Below are 13,905 nucleotides of genomic sequence, written 5' to 3'. Positions count from 1 at the left end.
ATCCGACGCTTGCGGCAACCGGGGCGGGCGATCCGAAAGCCGGCTCGGCCGTTAAGGCCCCGTGAGGGTGGTCGCAGAGGTCCGATGAAGAGGCGTCTTTCCAGGCCGGCCGCGATCTGCGCCGCCCTGTTCACGATCGCGGCCGCGTCGGCCGTCCGGGCACAGCCGATTCCCCCGGGGGCGGCGCCCCAGCCACCTGAACGCCCGGCGGAGCTGAAGCCTCCGCGCCCGGCCGAAGAGGTCCCGGTCCCGCCCCAACGTCCGCCCGAACTGACTCCCGCCCCCGCCGCCAAAGTAGAGGGGGGCAAATCAGTCGAGGGCAAGTCGGGTGAGATTAAGCCGGGCGAGGGCAAGGGGGCCGAGGGCAAGGGGGCCGAGGGCGCGATACCGGTCCCGCCTCCCGTACCGCCGGAGCGTCCCTCCGATCTTTCCGGGGAAGCCGTCCTGTCCCTCAAGGTGGCCCCGCCCGACGACGAGGCCTGCCGCGTCCGGTTGACACGCCTCGGGGTCGCCTTCGAACCGCTCGCACCCATTGCCGAGGGCCAATGTACGGCGCCCCTTCCGCTGAAGGTGACGGCGCTCGCCGACGGGGTCGTGCTGCGTCCGGCCGCAACCCTCACCTGCCGCGCGGCCGAAGGCTTGGCCCGGTGGGCGACGGAGGTCCAGGTGGAGGCACAGCGGGCTTTTGCCAAACCGCTCACCGCCCTGGACATCGGCGGATCCTATGTCTGCCGCGGCCAGAACCACGATGTCGATGCCAAGCTCAGCGAACACGCCTTCGCCGACGCTGTCGATATCATGAGCTTCGCCGTCACCGGGCGGGCCGCGGTGGCGGTGAAGGACGCGACCGACGATCCGGCCGAGGCGTCCTTCCTGAAGGCGACCCGCACCAAAGCGTGCGCCTTCTTCCGCACGGTCCTCGGGCCGGGCTCGAACGCCGCCCACGCCAACCATTTCCATCTCGACGAAAGGGAGCGACCGGCCGGCCATCGTCTCTGCGAATAGGTGCGACAGAACGGCCCGGAACAGCTTCGCCGTCCCGATGATTTCGGGCACGGAGCCCTCCGCTCCGGGAGCGACAGGGCGATGATGCGTGCGTGGCTGAAGGTCTCCGTAGCTCTGGCGGTGCTGGCCGGTCCAAGGGCGGGTCTGGCGGCAGGCAACGACGATGCCCCCGCCAAGCCCCTGACGGAGGAGGCGGTAAACGCGGCGACGTTCCAGCCGCCCACGTCCGAGGCCGACCAGGATCGGCCCAAGCAGGACGAGGGCAAGACGGACACCGATAAGAAGGCGTCGGCCAAGAAAGACGATACCAAGAAGGACGACGCCAAAAAGGGCGACGCCAAGGAGGACGCCGCGAAGAAGGACGACGCGAAGAAGGCGTCGGCCAAGGAGGAGGCCGCTCAGCCCCTCACGGTGAAGGCCCAGGTTCTCCTCGATCGCGCGCATTTCTCGCCAGGGGCGATCGACGGTCGCGAGGGCGACAACTACCACCGGGCCATCAAGGCCTTCGCGGCGGCGAAGAAGCTCCCGGCGACGGACCACCTGACCAAGGAGGTGTGGGACGCCCTGCAATCGGGCGATCAGGCACCGGCTCTCAAGACTTATACGATCACCAAGGAGGACGCGGACGGGCCCTATGTCAGCCGCATCCCCCCGAAGATGGAGCAACAGGCTGACCTCGACGCCCTCGGCTACACGAGCCCGCGGGAGATGCTGGCCGAGCGGTTCCACATGAGCCGCGATCTGCTGGCCGCCCTCAACCCGGGGAAGGCCCTCGACAAGGAAGGCACCACGATCGCCGTGGCGGGGGTCGAGCCCATGGGCACCGACAAGCCCAAGGGGAAGGATCTGCCTCAGGATCCGAAGGTCGAGCGGATCAGCGTCGACAAGACGAACCGCGATGTGCGTGCTTTTGGCGCGGACGGGGCGTTGCTCGCCTATTATCCGGCCTCGATCGGCAGCGAGGAGAAGCCCGCGCCCAGCGGCGAGACCACCGTGAAGGGCGTCGCCTTCGACCCGGTCTATACGTACAATCCCAAATACGGTTTCAAGGGCGTAAAGACGAAGCAGAAGTTTTCGATCCGTCCGGGGCCGAACAACCCCGTCGGCATCGTCTGGATCGACTTGGCCATACCGAGCTACGGCATCCACGGGACTCCCGAACCGGAGCGGGTGAGCAAGACGGAGTCGCATGGATGCATCCGTCTCACCAATTGGAATGCCCGAGACTTGGCCAAGCACGTCGCCCGCGGCGCGAAGGTCGATTTCACGGACGACTGACGCGGTCCGCCCCGGCCGTGCCTGTCGGCGTCCCGGCCGGTCGTCCCGCCAGCGGGGGCGGCCGGTCAAGGTTGCATCTCGGCCTCAGGTCGTCGAAAATGTATCTGAGCTTAACATAGGGATGGGTCGAGCGTGTCGGCATGGTGTGCTGTCGCTTGACACGTCGGCTTGAACGGGCGACCCAGCCTTCAGGCTTCGCCGGTTGTGGATCGACGGCGGGGCGATGGCGGCGACGGCTCGCGCTCCGACAGACCGACTTTTGGCGTGGAAACGACCCCGTCGGGGGCAGGCAAGGGAAGACGGCCCGGCGTGAGTGCTGACCTCAACGACGAACTGCTCAACGGAGTCCGAGTCCTCGTCGTCGAGGATGAGGCCGCCATCTCGATGCTCCTGGAAGACATGCTGCTCGATTTCGGCTGTACGGTCGTCGGGCCGGCGGCTCGTCTGTCGACGGCCCTGGAGATGGCTGCCCAGGAGGCGTTCGACGTCGCCATCCTCGACGTGAACGTCGCCGGCGAGCCGATCTATCCGGTGGCCGAAGCCATCGTCGCACGGGACCGGCCCCTGGTCTTCTCCACGGGCTACGGCGGCGCGGGCATCCGCGAGCCCTTCCGGGACAGGCCTGTCGTCCAGAAGCCCTTCAGCCAAGCCGATCTGAAGCGCACCCTGCTGGGCGCGATCCGCAAGGTCGAAGGCTGATCTCTTTTGGGATTTGACGGCGGCGCCGGAACCCTACAGCCCCTCGATCTCGAACGCCGCCGGGCAGTGCTCGGGCCAGCCGCGGCCTCCCACGAAAACGGCATCCGCCCTCAGCGTCAGCTCACCGGACCAGGGATGCCGGGAGACCCAGGCCCGGACGGCCCGGGAGAAGCGCTGGCGCTTGATGGCCCCGATGGCGGTCCGGGCCTCGTCGAGGCGCGCTCTAGCCTTCACCTCGACGAAGACGAGGGTACGCCCCCGGCGGACGATCAGGTCGATCTCGCCCCCGGCCAGGGATACCCGCCGGGCCACCGGGCGGTAGCCGCGCAGCATGAGCACCCCGAGGGCGAACCACTCCGCCCGGTGGCCTAGGCGGTAGGCCGCCTGCCGCCGCTCCCTGGGGAGGGACGCACTCACGGCTCGTCCCCGGCGTCGCCCTCCCGGGCGAGGACCAGGGCGCGGGCATAGACCTGCCGACGCGGCTGGCCGGTCTCGTCGGCCACGAGGCTCGCGGCGTCCTTGATGGAATGGCGGGCCAGTGCGGTGCGGATCGCGGCATCGAGGGCCGCATCGTCTTCCGGCCCGGCGGCCTGTTCCACCGCCGGGCCGATCACGACCACGATCTCGCCCTTGGGCGGCCCTTCCCCGGCGAAGCGCGCGGCGAGGCTGCCGAGGCTGTCGCGGCGCACGGTCTCGTACAGCTTGGTCAACTCGCGGGTGACCGCGGCCGCCCGGTCAGGCCCGAGGATCGCGGCGGCGTCGGCGAGCATCTCGACCAGCCGGTGCGGGGATTCGAACAGGACGAGGGTGCCGGGCACCTGTCCGAGGGCTTCCAGCCGGTTGCGGCGGGCGCCGGCCTTCTGGGGCAGGAAGCCCTCGAAGAAGAACCGGTCGGTGGGCAGTCCCGCCGCGACGAGGGCGGTGGTCACCGCCGAGGGGCCGGGCACGGGGACGATCCCGATCCCCGCCTCGATCGCGGCCTGGACGAGCTTGTAGCCGGGGTCCGAGACGAGCGGCGTGCCGGCATCGGACACGAGGGCCAGCGCCTCGCCCGCCTTCAGCCGGGCGACCATCCGCTCCCGCACGGCATCGTTGGAATGCTCGTGATAGGCGAGGAGGGGGGTCGTGATCCCGTAATGGGCGAGCAGGGTACGCGTGACGCGGGTATCCTCCGCCAGCACCGCGTCGGCCGCGGCGAGGGTGGCGAGCGCTCGGATCGTCACGTCGCGCAGGTTGCCGATCGGTGTCGCGACGATGTGGAGGCCGGGGGCGAGGGGCTCTGCCTCGCTGGCGAGGCCGAAGGCGGTGAAGGTGGCGCTGCGGGCGGAGGCCGGGCGCGCGGGATCGATTCGACGGTTCATCGCTGGCGAGATTGCCACAGGCGGGGCGCCGCGTCGCCGCCAGGGACGTGGACAACGGGGGAAGAGCGGGCGCCGCCATTTACAAGCCGCCGCCGGACCGACAGGCTTCCCTCGGAAGTCCTGTAGGAGAACCTCCGATGGCGCAGGTGCCGCGCTCACGGGGCAATATGGTTCCGGCGGTGCTGATCTGCACGACCGCGCTCTCCGGTTGCGTCGGCGGCGATCGGGTCGCGAGGAACCGTCCGGCGCCCCCCGTCGCGGCGGTGCCCGCCGAGCCGGCGCCCGCACCCTCCGCGGCCGGGGAACGCATCGGCACGGGCGCCGTGAAGGTCGCCCTGGTGGTGCCCCTGACGGGGCAGGGGTCGCCCGTCGGCACCGCCATGCGCAACGCCGCACGCCTCGCCTACGAGGAAGGCCAGCAGCCGGACATCACCATCCTCGTCGAGGACGACCAGGGCACCCCGACCGGTGCCGTGGAAGCCACGGAGCGCACCCTGAAGGGAGGGGCGGACATCGTGCTCGGGCCGCTCTTCGCAGGCAGCGTGCGCTCCGCCTCGGCCTCGGCGAAGACGGCGGGCAAGCCGATGATCGCCTTCTCGACGGATGTCGGCGTCGCCACCCGCGGGGTGTACCTGCTGAGCTTCCTGCCCCAGCCGGAGGTGTCGCGGATCGTCGAGGAGGAGGTCGCCTCGGGCCGCCGCTCCTTCGCGGCGCTGATCCCCGAGACCGCCTACGGCAACGCCGTCGAGGCGCAGTTCCGGGAGGCGGTGACCAACCGTGGCGCCCGGATCGCCGCGATCGAGCGCTATCCCGCCGGGGCACCGGGACCGGCGGTGAAGCGCCTGGCCGGGGTGGTCGGCGGACCGGGCGCGACCGCCGACGCCCTGTTCATCCCCGAGACCGCGGACGGGCTCCCGGCGGTGGCCGCAGCCCTCGCCGGGGCGGGGTTCTCGCCGGCGCGGGTCCGGCCGATCGGGACGGCCCCCTGGAACGAGCCCGCCCTCTTCGCCCTTCCGGCCCTCCAGGGCGGTCGCTTCGCCGCCCCCGACCGGGGCGGGTTCTCCGGCTTCAGCGCCCGCTATCAGGCACGGTTCGGCACCATCCCGCCCCGGGTCGCCTCCCTGGCCTACGATGCCGTGATGCTCTCCGCCACCCTCGCCCGCCAGTTCGGATCGCAGCGCTTCGCCGAGCCGACCCTCACCAACGCCTCGGGTTTCGCCGGCGTCGATGGGACGTTCCGGTTCAGCCCCGATGGAACCAGCGACCGGGCGCTGGCCGTCTACGAGATCCGGAACAATGCCGTGAGCGTCGTGAGCCCGGCGCCGCGGGTGCTCGGCAAGCCGGGCTTGGCGGCGTCGGCGCCTCAGTAGGCGTTCTCGGTCTTGAACAGCGCGAAGGGCGTCGTCAGCAGGATCTGGAGATCGAGCAGCACCGACCAGTTCTCGATGTAGTACAGGTCATGCTCGATGCGGCGTTGGAGCTTCTCCGACGTATCGGTTTCGCCGCGCCACCCGTTGATCTGCGCCCAGCCGGTGATGCCCGGCTTCACCCGGTGCCGGGCGAAGTAGCCGTCCACGACCTGGTCGTAGAGCGTATCGGCGGCCTTGGCCTGGAGGGCGTGGGGCCGCGGCCCGACCAGGGAGAGGTCGCCCTTCAGCACGTTGAACAGTTGCGGCAGCTCGTCCAGCGAGGTCTTGCGGATGAAGCGTCCGACCGGTGTGACCCGGCTGTCACCCTTCGTCACCATCCGGTCGGCGGTGGCGTCGCACTGATCGACGTACATCGAGCGGAACTTGAAGATCTCGATCAGCTCGTTGTTGAAGCCGTGGCGCTTCTGCCGGAACAGGACCGGCCCCTTCGAGGTAACGCGGACGGCGAGCGCCACCGCGAGCATGACCGGTGAGAGCGCGACCAGGGCGAGGAGCGCCACGCAGCGGTCGAAGGCGGCCTTCACCACCACGTCCCAGTCGGCGATCGGCTTGTCGAACACGTCGAGCACCGGCACCGAGCCGAGATACGAATAGCTCCGGGGGCGCAGCCGCAGCTTGGCCGCATGGGCCGAAAGGCGGATGTCGATGGGCAGAACCCAGAGCTTGGCGAGCATCTGGAGGATGCGTCCCTCGGCCGAGATCGGAATCGTGAACACAATCAGGTCGAGGCGGTGGCCCCGGGCGTAGGCCACGAGGTCGTCCACGTTGCCGAGCTTCGGCACCCCCGCAACGGACTCGGTGGAGCGATCGTCGTTGCGGTCGTCGAACACGCCGACGACGCTGATCCCCGAATCCCCCTGCGCCGACAGGGCGGCGATGAGCGCCTCGCCGGCTTCGCCCCCGCCGACGATGGCGGTGCGGCGGTCGAAGCGGCCGGCTCGGGTCTGGGCGTCCACGTAGCGGGACAGGGCGACCCGGCCCGCGAGGAGGAGGGCAAGGCCCCCGGCATAATAGGTGGCGAGCCACAGGCGGGAGGTCTGGTCCGCGAGCTTGGTGAAGACGAGCAGGGCGGCCAGGACGAGGAAGGTGGTGGTCCAGGCGGCGGTGATGCGGATCGCCGCGCGCACGAAGGTGCGCATCGCCTGGAGCCGGTAGGCGCCGGCTGCCTGGGCGATGCCGATGCAGGCGGCGGGCACGAGGACGATGGCGGCGGCGTAGGTCGCCGCCGAGGCGACGCGGCCGTGCAGCATGCCGAGATAGAGCAGGATGCCGAAGGCGAGGAGCGTAGCGCCTTCGAGCATGCGCACGAGTCCGCACAGGACCAGGGGCGAGAGCGGCCCCGGGCGGGCCACTGAGGTCGTCCACTCCTGGAACGGCAGGTCATGTGCCTTGTAGCCCGACCCAGGGCCCGCCGCCTTCATGATGTCGCGGACGTCGAAAGCACTCATCGGTCCGGTCTTCCAGCCTCATCGAGCGAGCGTGTCGCCCGAAGCTCGCACGGTTGTTTGTCGGAAAGCTTAAAACGGGTGGTTGCCATCGGACTGGCCGATGACGACCCCGCGAGGTCAGGCCGTCTCCGGAGCGCCGACCGGGGCGGCGTTGCGGGACCGGGCGCGCAGGGCGGCGGCGTAACCCGACAGCACGTCGGCCCCCATCCGGTCGAGGGAGAACCTCAGGCGGACGGAGTCGCTGAGCGCCCGGAAGCGGGGCTCGCGTTGCTCGGAGGGTTCGTCGAGGACAGCGGCGATAGCCTCGGCTAGGGCGCCGGCATCCCTGGCGGGGACCAGCCTGTCGGCGGCGGATCCGAAGATCTCCGGCATCCCCCCGACATCGGTGGCAACGAGGGGCTGCGCCGCGGCGGCGGCCTCAAGAACGACGTAGGGCAGGGACTCCGCGAGCGACGGCACGACCAGGATCTTGCCCCGGGCGAGCACCGTCCGGATCGGCTGCGCCGGCTCGAAGGCGACGGCGTCGGCGATGCCCATCTCCACCGTGGCGGCGCGAAGGCTCGCCTCGTCTGGCCCCGACCCCACCATCAGGAGACGCAAGGCGCGTCCCTGTGCCCGCATCCGCGCGAAGGCGTCGAGGAGGAACGGGAGCCCTTTCGCCTCCCTCAGCTCGCCGACATAGAGCAGGTCGAACCGGTCCGCGGCGGGGGTGAGTGGGGCGAACTCGGCCTCGCCGATGCCGTTGTGGACGATGCGGGTGATCCGTTCGGGGCCTCCGACAAAGGTCCGGTGGCAGCCGGCGACGTAGTGGCTCTCGAACAGGAACACATCGGTGCGACGGGCAAGCAGCCCCTCGGCGGCCATGTAGAGCCGGTGAAGGGCGCTCCCCGGCCGGTAGTTGTAGCTGCCGCCGTGGGGCGTGTACGCCCGGATCACCGGGCTCCGGGATGGCGCGATCCGCGCATAGACGCCGCCCTTTGCTCCGTGGCCGTGGAGCACGTCCGCCCCGACCTCCGCGGCACGGTCGCGGACGGCCAGCAGCGCCGTCCGGTCGGACAGGTGCGGGTTGCGCCGCATCGGGAGGCGCCGCACACCGAGGGCTAAATGAGGTGCGAGGGCGGCCAGGGCCCGCTCGGCCTGGGCTCCCCCCGTGGTGGAATCGCACACGATGCCGACCTCGTGCCCGGCGGCAGCCTGGAGCCGCGCGAGGTCCGAGACGTGGCGGAACAATCCGCCCACGGGCGCGCGGAACACGTGCAGGATTCGCACGGACGATGAAGGATCGCTCGTAGTCACGGCCGCCACGACAGTCTCCTCGGCTGGATGCCGCGGAAACTGCTCTCGTGCGGATGTTCAGGCTATTAAGGCGTCCTGTTCTGCCGCCCGATTTGTTCAGGACAGTTAAACTGCCCTGAACGGAGCCGCATCAACCGATGACGACGGTGCGCAGGCTCGACCAGATCGTGCCGTAGTGGCAAGCGGTCGCGAGGAGCACGAAGGCGTGCCAGATGGCGTTCTGGAAGGGCAGCGTGCGCCAGACGTGGAACACCACGCCGATGGAGTAGAGCGCTCCGCCGATCGCCAGCAGGCACAGCGCAGTGGGCTGCAAGGCGGCGATCACCGATTCGTAGGCGAAGAGACCGCTCCATCCGAGGATGAGGTAGAGCCCGATGGACAGCCGGTCGAAGCGGCCCGGCATCAGCAGCTTCACCGCGATGCCGACAAGGGCGACGATCCAGATCACCGCCAGCAGGCCGTAGGCGACGGGGCCGGAGCCGACAAGCGCCACGAGGGGCGTGTAGGTTCCCGCAATCATCAGGTAGATGAGGGCATGGTCCGCCCGGCGCAGCAGCCACTTGCGCGGTCCCACAGGGTAGAGGTTGTACGTCGCCGAGACGGCCAGCATCAGGACCAGGGCCGTAGCGTAGACGAAGAGCGCGGCCTGCTCCCCGAGGGCGAGGTGGGCGCTCAGGGCCGTGAGCATCAGCGTGCCCGCACCCAGGATACCCAGCGCAACCCCGAGGCCGTGGATGATCCCGTCGGCCAGGATCTCGCGGGGCGTGTAATTCCACGTCAGTGTCAGCGGACGACCATCTTCGGCGAGAGACATCGCGGAGCCTCCTGCACTACGCGCCGAAGCTTAAGCCTGAGACGATGTGAGCGTTCCACAGTTAGACTGCGCAACAGAGGCTCATCCCCCGTTTTCGGTTGATAAGCTGAATGTTTCTGCCCCGCGGCAATGATGTCGCAGGGCACAAAACCTCAGGCTCTCTGGGCCGCGAGGCCAGGATAGGCCCGTCCCGACGCGGCCTGCGGGGCGGTTCCGGTCCGGACGCCCTGGCTCAGGCGGGCATGGATCGTCGCCGCGGAGAGGACGCCCATGGCCATGACCTGGTGCGCGAGGGCCGCCCACAGGGGGACCGCCAGGAGCAACGTCGCGATGCCGAGGCCGGCCTGGGCGAGGACGAAGGCGGCGACCATCATCGCCCGCCGCGCCGCCAGGGTTCCCCAGGCCGACACCGCCGCATCGACGGCGTGGAGCAAGGCGACGGCCAGGAGGATGTAGGCGACCAACCGGTGGTCGAATTGCACGAGGAGATGGTTATCGACGAAGTTCTCGATCCACGGCCGAACCGCGAATAGGCTGTCGGCCGGGGGGATGAGGACGCCGTCCATGTCGGGCCAGGTGTTGTAGACGAGCCCCGCATGGGAGCCCGCCACGAGGCCGCCGAGGAAGATCTGCGCCAGCACCATGGGTGGTAGCAGCAGGGCGGTCGTCCGCAGCCGGCCCGGAGCGGGGGCGAGGGCCTCGGGACGCTCGCCCGCGGCAAGCCAGACCACCACGGCGAGGATCAGGCTCGCGGTGGTGAGGTGAAGGGCGAGCTTCAGGGGGGCGACGGCCGTCATGCCCGGCTCGAGTCCCGAGGCGACCATGATCCAGCCGATGGCACCCTGGAGGCCCCCGAGGACGCCGAGGGCCAGCAGTCCCCAACCGAGCCGGCGGCGGATCATGCCCCGCCACCAGAACACGATCAGCGGCAGGAAGAAGACGAGGCCCAGCAGGCGGCCGAGCAGGCGGTGCCCCCACTCCCAGCCGTACAGGACCTTGAACGCCGAGAGCCCCATCCCCTGGTTGAGGATCGCGTATTGGGGCGTATCCCGGTACTTGGCGAACTCGCTCGCCCAATCGGCCTCCGACAGGGGCGGGACGATTCCGGTGACCGGGCGCCATTCCGTGATCGACAGGCCCGAGCCGGTGAGGCGGGTCGCCCCGCCCACGGCGACCATGGCGATCACCAGGGCCGCGACCACGGCGAGCCACAGGCGCACGGCCCCGCTGCTCTTACCCCCGGCCCGATCCGGAATTGCGCTCATCGTGATCCTCCGCGCCGCCCGATAGCCCGGCGTTAAGGGATCGGCCCGGCGCGGGCAACGCGCGCGGCGCCGCATCGCCCCGGACGGGGGCGGCAACGCGCCGGTTGCCTCAGTGTCGTCAGGGCGTTAGCCCCATGCGGCAAACAGGTCGGGAGGGGAGCGATGCCGCGACGCATCCGCGTGCTGATCGGGACGGTGGGCATCCTCGCCTTCGTCTGCCTCTACGCGCCCATCGCCATGGCGCTGGCCGACAGCCGCATCGCCGAGACGCCCGCGGCGGTCCAGGCCATCCTCTACTCCATCCTCGGCATCGGCTGGATCCTACCCCTGATGCCGCTCATCCGCTGGATGGAGCGGCCGGACTGACACCGGGCCGAGTACGGGGCCCGCCCCCTCGTTTTCGCCGTACTCACGGAAGAGACAGAGCTTGAGCGATTCGCACGTGGCGGTCGCCCCCTGTCCCGCGAGTCCCGGCTGCATGTCCCACACGCGTCTCGTTGCGTCGATCCTCTGCCTCGTGCCCTTCGCTGCCCTGGCGCAGGGCACCCCCCGCAGCATCGGCGAGTGCGAGCGCCTGAAGAACGACCTCGCCTACAACCAGTGCTTGGCGATGTTCGGCCCCGCGGCCAAGAACGTCGCGGCGGGCTACGCATCGGTCGACGCCGCGGCGGCGCCTGCCTTGCCGGAGGCCGCCCCAGCCGACATTCAGCCCGAGGCCGAAGCCACCCCCCGCCGCGGACGACGCTACCGACGGCACGGGCGCCAATTCGCCATGTTCACCGCGGGCGGCGAGGTCCGCCGCCACCGCCGCCGCTGAACCGTCTCACGCCACGTTGAGCCGCCGGCCCCGGTTCCAGGCCAGGAACGGCACCCCTGACAGGAGCCCGGCGAGTGCGGCCTCCGATTGATGGCAGCCGTTCACCGAGACCCGCGGCAGGGCATGAAGATGCCCAGCATGACCCGCAAAGAGATGGCCCGGCCGGGTCGTCACCGCCGTCGCGAACCCCTGGGCCTGGGCCAGGGCGAATTCCCGCGGGCCCGCCGAGCCCGGATCGCCCACCGGATAAGAGAGGTGGCGCACCGTGCGCCCCAGCTCCGCCTCGATCCTCGCCCGCCCATCTGCGATTTCCCGGGCGGCGCTCGCCAGGGGATGCTTGGCCAGCATGGGATGGCTCACCGTATGGGCGCCGATGGTCACGGCCGGATCCGCGGCAAGGTCGCGTAATTCGTCCCAGCCGAGGCACAGATCGCCCGCGACGAGGCCGGGGTTGAGGCCGGCCTCCCGGCAATGCCCGGCGATCCCGTCGAGCAGGCGCTCCTCGCTGCCGGCCCGCAGGTCGCGGTAGAGGGCGTCGAAGGCCAGGGCCTTTTCCTGAGGGCTGCGGGCCGGAAGGTCGACGCTCCGCTTGCCGACCACGACCCGAACCCGGTCGAGTCGGGCAATGGCCCGCTCCAGCTCCACCCACCACAGGCGGCCGCGACCGTCGGCGAAGTCGCTCGTGACGAAGAGGGTCCAGGGCACCCTGTGCCGCGCCAGCACCGGGCGCGCGTGCAGGAGGTTGTCGCGGTAGCCGTCGTCGAAGGTGAGCACCGCGAAGGGCGGCCCGTAATCCCGGCGGCTCAGCCGATCCGGCACCTCGTCGAGGCCGATCACGTCGAAGCCGCGGGCATCGAGTTCGGTCAACGTCGCGTCCAGGAAGTCGGGGGTGATCGACAGAAGCCGGTTCGGCGCGAAGGCGTCCGGGGGCGAGGGGTCGACCCGGTGAAACGTGAGGATCACCCCGAGGCCCTGGGCCGCCGGAGCCAGCCAGCGGTCGGCGCCCGTAGCGCGCACCGCGCGAAATCCCGCCTCGAACATCCGGTGCTTGGAGCGCGGGGACAGCATTGGGGGGACGTCCGGCCGCCGGGACATCCCGGCCTGAGCCGACTGTCGAACGGGCACGTAAAAAATCCCGCAACTTTGCATTACCCAAACCGCGCGATTGCAACCGGGTAACGGGGGAGGGGCGGCCCTTGGTAAACTCGCGCTTCAGGCCCCCTGCCTCAGATCGGAGAGCCCCGGTGGAGGGACCCTGGGCGGAGGGAGCGATGGCGGCGATCGTACACGGCCCGGTTGAACGGAGTGCCGGAAAGGGGCCCATGAGGATCACGTCCGGCCTGCGGCCGACGCTGACCGCCACCATCCTGCCGGGCCTCGACGCGGCGGAGGGCCTCTGGCGCTCCGCGGAGGCGTCCGCGGATTCTTTGTTCACGCCCTATCAGCGCATCGACTGGATCGCCGCCTATCTGCGTGAGACCGGCGAAGCGGACGACGCCCGCGTCGCGATCCTCTGCGATCAGGCCGGGCGGATGCGCCTGCTCCTGCCTCTGGTGGTCCGGCGGCGACGGGGCCTCACCCTGGCCTGCACGGTGGGGGACACGCACGCCAACTTCCACCTGCCCGTCTTCTCCCGGGATGCCGCCGCGGTGCCGTCTGCGGAGGTCCGTGCAGCCCTGCTGTCGGCGGCCGCCAGCGCCGGAATCGACGCCTTCTCCTTTGCGCACCAGCCGGAGATCTGGGAGGGCACGCCGAACCCCCTCGCCCTTGGGGGCGAGGCGGCGGCCAGCAACGCCTATGGTCTCGTCCTCGGGCCCGACCCGGAATCGACCATCAAGCGCGTCTTCAGTGCGGATGCCCGCAAGAAGCTGCGCTCCAAGGAGAAGCGGCTGACGGACGCCCTCGGCCCGATCGCGTATCGCAGGGCCGGGGACGGCGAGGAGGCCCGTGCCTTCCTGTCCGCCTTCTACCTGCAGAAGGCCGCGCGGTTCGCCGGCATGGGCATCCGCGATCCCTACGCGCCGGAGGCGGTTCGCCGGTTCCTTGAACGGGCGGCCTCCGGGGCCGATCCGGCGGTGGAGATCCACGTCCTGCAGGTGGTCGAGACGGGCCGGATCCTTGCGGTTTTCGGCGGCGCGGTGAACGCCACGCGCTACAGCGGGATGATGACCTCGTTCGAGGCCGACCCGGAGATCGCCCGGTTCAGCCCCGGAGACCTTCTGCTCCATCACCTCGTGAAGGAGCAAACTGGGCGGGGACGGCTCGCCTTCGATCTCGGCATCGGCGAGGCGCGCTACAAGGCGAGCATCTGCGACGAGACGATCACCCTGGTGGAGACCGTGTGGCCCGTGACAATCCGCGGCCACGCCTTTGCCCTGGTGCGCACCGGGCTGATACGGCTGAAGCGACAGGTGAAGGGCGATCCCCGCCTCTTCGCCGCCGCCTCGCGGATCCGTTCGATCCTCCGTCGGCGGGCGTGACCGCCGCCGGTT

At 70.3% G+C, this 13,905-nt stretch carries 14 protein-coding genes; 7 read left to right on the top strand and 7 right to left on the bottom strand.

The window, feature by feature from the left end; translation table 11 throughout:
* Positions 1 to 84 precede the first annotated feature (84 nt).
* The 3 genes from MFF22_RS03515 (at position 85) to MFF22_RS03505 (ending at position 2,982) form a co-directional block, all read left to right on the top strand.
* On the top strand, positions 85 to 1,005 hold the full coding sequence (locus tag MFF22_RS03515; RefSeq protein ID WP_238247550.1) for an extensin family protein: 921 nt from the start codon (positions 85 to 87) through the stop codon (positions 1,003 to 1,005).
* A gap of 81 nt (positions 1,006 to 1,086) precedes the next feature.
* Positions 1,087 to 2,283, top strand: a complete 1,197-nt coding sequence (locus MFF22_RS03510; protein ID WP_238247549.1) for a L,D-transpeptidase — start codon at positions 1,087 to 1,089, stop codon at positions 2,281 to 2,283.
* Between the two features lie 309 nt (positions 2,284 to 2,592).
* Complete coding sequence (locus MFF22_RS03505; RefSeq protein ID WP_238247548.1) at positions 2,593 to 2,982, top strand: response regulator; 390 nt, start codon at positions 2,593 to 2,595, stop codon at positions 2,980 to 2,982.
* Positions 2,983 to 3,015: 33 nt separating this feature from the next.
* On the opposite strand, the gene MFF22_RS03500 is transcribed toward MFF22_RS03505, so the two are convergent.
* Positions 3,016 to 3,399: a YraN family protein gene (locus MFF22_RS03500; RefSeq protein WP_238247547.1), complete on the bottom strand. Its 384-nt coding sequence runs from the start codon at positions 3,397 to 3,399 to the stop codon at positions 3,016 to 3,018.
* Positions 3,396 to 4,343, bottom strand: a complete 948-nt coding sequence (rsmI, locus tag MFF22_RS03495; protein ID WP_238247546.1) for a 16S rRNA (cytidine(1402)-2'-O)-methyltransferase — start codon at positions 4,341 to 4,343, stop codon at positions 3,396 to 3,398. Before rsmI ends, MFF22_RS03500 begins: the two co-directional genes overlap by 4 nt.
* 137 nt (positions 4,344 to 4,480) lie before the next feature.
* Between rsmI and MFF22_RS03490 the strand changes: the two genes are divergently transcribed.
* Positions 4,481 to 5,713: a penicillin-binding protein activator gene (locus MFF22_RS03490; RefSeq protein WP_238247545.1), complete on the top strand. Its 1,233-nt coding sequence runs from the start codon at positions 4,481 to 4,483 to the stop codon at positions 5,711 to 5,713.
* Here the strand turns inward: MFF22_RS03490 and MFF22_RS03485 are convergent.
* The 4 genes from MFF22_RS03485 to MFF22_RS03470 all read right to left on the bottom strand — a co-directional run bounded on the left by MFF22_RS03485 (position 5,707) and on the right by MFF22_RS03470 (position 10,596).
* A complete protein-coding gene (locus tag MFF22_RS03485; protein ID WP_238247544.1) occupies positions 5,707 to 7,221 on the bottom strand; it encodes an undecaprenyl-phosphate glucose phosphotransferase in 1,515 nt (504 codons plus the stop codon). The two genes, MFF22_RS03490 and MFF22_RS03485, sit on opposite strands and share 7 nt — an antisense overlap.
* A gap of 117 nt (positions 7,222 to 7,338) precedes the next feature.
* Positions 7,339 to 8,526, bottom strand: coding sequence for a glycosyltransferase family 4 protein (locus MFF22_RS03480; protein ID WP_238247543.1), 1,188 nt, complete (start codon positions 8,524 to 8,526; stop codon positions 7,339 to 7,341).
* A 121-nt stretch (positions 8,527 to 8,647) separates the two neighbouring features.
* Positions 8,648 to 9,331 carry a PAQR family membrane homeostasis protein TrhA gene (trhA, locus tag MFF22_RS03475; RefSeq protein ID WP_238247542.1) on the bottom strand — a complete coding sequence of 228 codons (684 nt, stop codon included), beginning with the start codon at positions 9,329 to 9,331 and terminating at the stop codon, positions 8,648 to 8,650.
* 152 nt (positions 9,332 to 9,483) lie between these two features.
* Positions 9,484 to 10,596, bottom strand: a complete 1,113-nt coding sequence (locus tag MFF22_RS03470; protein ID WP_238247541.1) for a COX15/CtaA family protein — start codon at positions 10,594 to 10,596, stop codon at positions 9,484 to 9,486.
* Between the two features lie 162 nt (positions 10,597 to 10,758).
* Here MFF22_RS03470 and MFF22_RS03465 point away from each other — a divergent pair, with 162 nt between their 5' ends.
* Entirely contained in the window at positions 10,759 to 10,962 is a 204-nt protein-coding gene (locus tag MFF22_RS03465; RefSeq protein ID WP_238247540.1) for a DUF2842 domain-containing protein, read from the top strand.
* A gap of 112 nt (positions 10,963 to 11,074) precedes the next feature.
* On the top strand, positions 11,075 to 11,413 hold the full coding sequence (locus tag MFF22_RS03460) for a hypothetical protein (RefSeq protein ID WP_238247539.1): 339 nt from the start codon (positions 11,075 to 11,077) through the stop codon (positions 11,411 to 11,413).
* Between the two features lie 6 nt (positions 11,414 to 11,419).
* Here the strand turns inward: MFF22_RS03460 and MFF22_RS03455 are convergent, their stop codons facing one another.
* Positions 11,420 to 12,481: a polysaccharide deacetylase family protein gene (locus MFF22_RS03455; protein ID WP_238247538.1), complete on the bottom strand. Its 1,062-nt coding sequence runs from the start codon at positions 12,479 to 12,481 to the stop codon at positions 11,420 to 11,422.
* A gap of 254 nt (positions 12,482 to 12,735) precedes the next feature.
* Here MFF22_RS03455 and MFF22_RS03450 point away from each other — a divergent pair, with 254 nt between their 5' ends.
* Positions 12,736 to 13,893: a GNAT family N-acetyltransferase gene (locus MFF22_RS03450; RefSeq protein WP_238247537.1), complete on the top strand. Its 1,158-nt coding sequence runs from the start codon at positions 12,736 to 12,738 to the stop codon at positions 13,891 to 13,893.
* Positions 13,894 to 13,905: the final 12 nt, after the last annotated feature.

Origin of the sequence: Methylobacterium persicinum (assembly GCF_022179525.1) — a bacterium.
Taxonomy (GTDB): Bacteria; Pseudomonadota; Alphaproteobacteria; order Rhizobiales; family Beijerinckiaceae; genus Methylobacterium; species Methylobacterium persicinum.
The sequence above is the reverse complement of the archived record's forward strand: the minus strand, read 5'-3'. Positions and strand labels throughout refer to the sequence as shown.

What these genes read in the sequence shown, in the direction of transcription:
- MFF22_RS03515 (WP_238247550.1), top strand. Translation starts at nt 85, where the DNA reads ATGAAGAGGCGTCTTTCCAGGCCGGCCGCGATCTGCGCCGCCCTGTTC.
- MFF22_RS03510 (WP_238247549.1), top strand. Translation starts at nt 1,087, where the DNA reads ATGATGCGTGCGTGGCTGAAGGTCTCCGTAGCTCTGGCGGTGCTGGCC.
- rsmI (WP_238247546.1), bottom strand. Translation starts at nt 4,343, where the DNA reads ATGAACCGTCGAATCGATCCCGCGCGCCCGGCCTCCGCCCGCAGCGCC.
- MFF22_RS03490 (WP_238247545.1), top strand. Translation starts at nt 4,481, where the DNA reads ATGGCGCAGGTGCCGCGCTCACGGGGCAATATGGTTCCGGCGGTGCTG.
- MFF22_RS03485 (WP_238247544.1), bottom strand. Translation starts at nt 7,221, where the DNA reads ATGAGTGCTTTCGACGTCCGCGACATCATGAAGGCGGCGGGCCCTGGG.
- trhA (WP_238247542.1), bottom strand. Translation starts at nt 9,331, where the DNA reads ATGTCTCTCGCCGAAGATGGTCGTCCGCTGACACTGACGTGGAATTAC.
- MFF22_RS03470 (WP_238247541.1), bottom strand. Translation starts at nt 10,596, where the DNA reads ATGAGCGCAATTCCGGATCGGGCCGGGGGTAAGAGCAGCGGGGCCGTG.
- MFF22_RS03465 (WP_238247540.1), top strand. Translation starts at nt 10,759, where the DNA reads ATGCCGCGACGCATCCGCGTGCTGATCGGGACGGTGGGCATCCTCGCC.
- MFF22_RS03460 (WP_238247539.1), top strand. Translation starts at nt 11,075, where the DNA reads ATGTCCCACACGCGTCTCGTTGCGTCGATCCTCTGCCTCGTGCCCTTC.
- MFF22_RS03455 (WP_238247538.1), bottom strand. Translation starts at nt 12,481, where the DNA reads ATGCTGTCCCCGCGCTCCAAGCACCGGATGTTCGAGGCGGGATTTCGC.
- MFF22_RS03450 (WP_238247537.1), top strand. Translation starts at nt 12,736, where the DNA reads ATGAGGATCACGTCCGGCCTGCGGCCGACGCTGACCGCCACCATCCTG.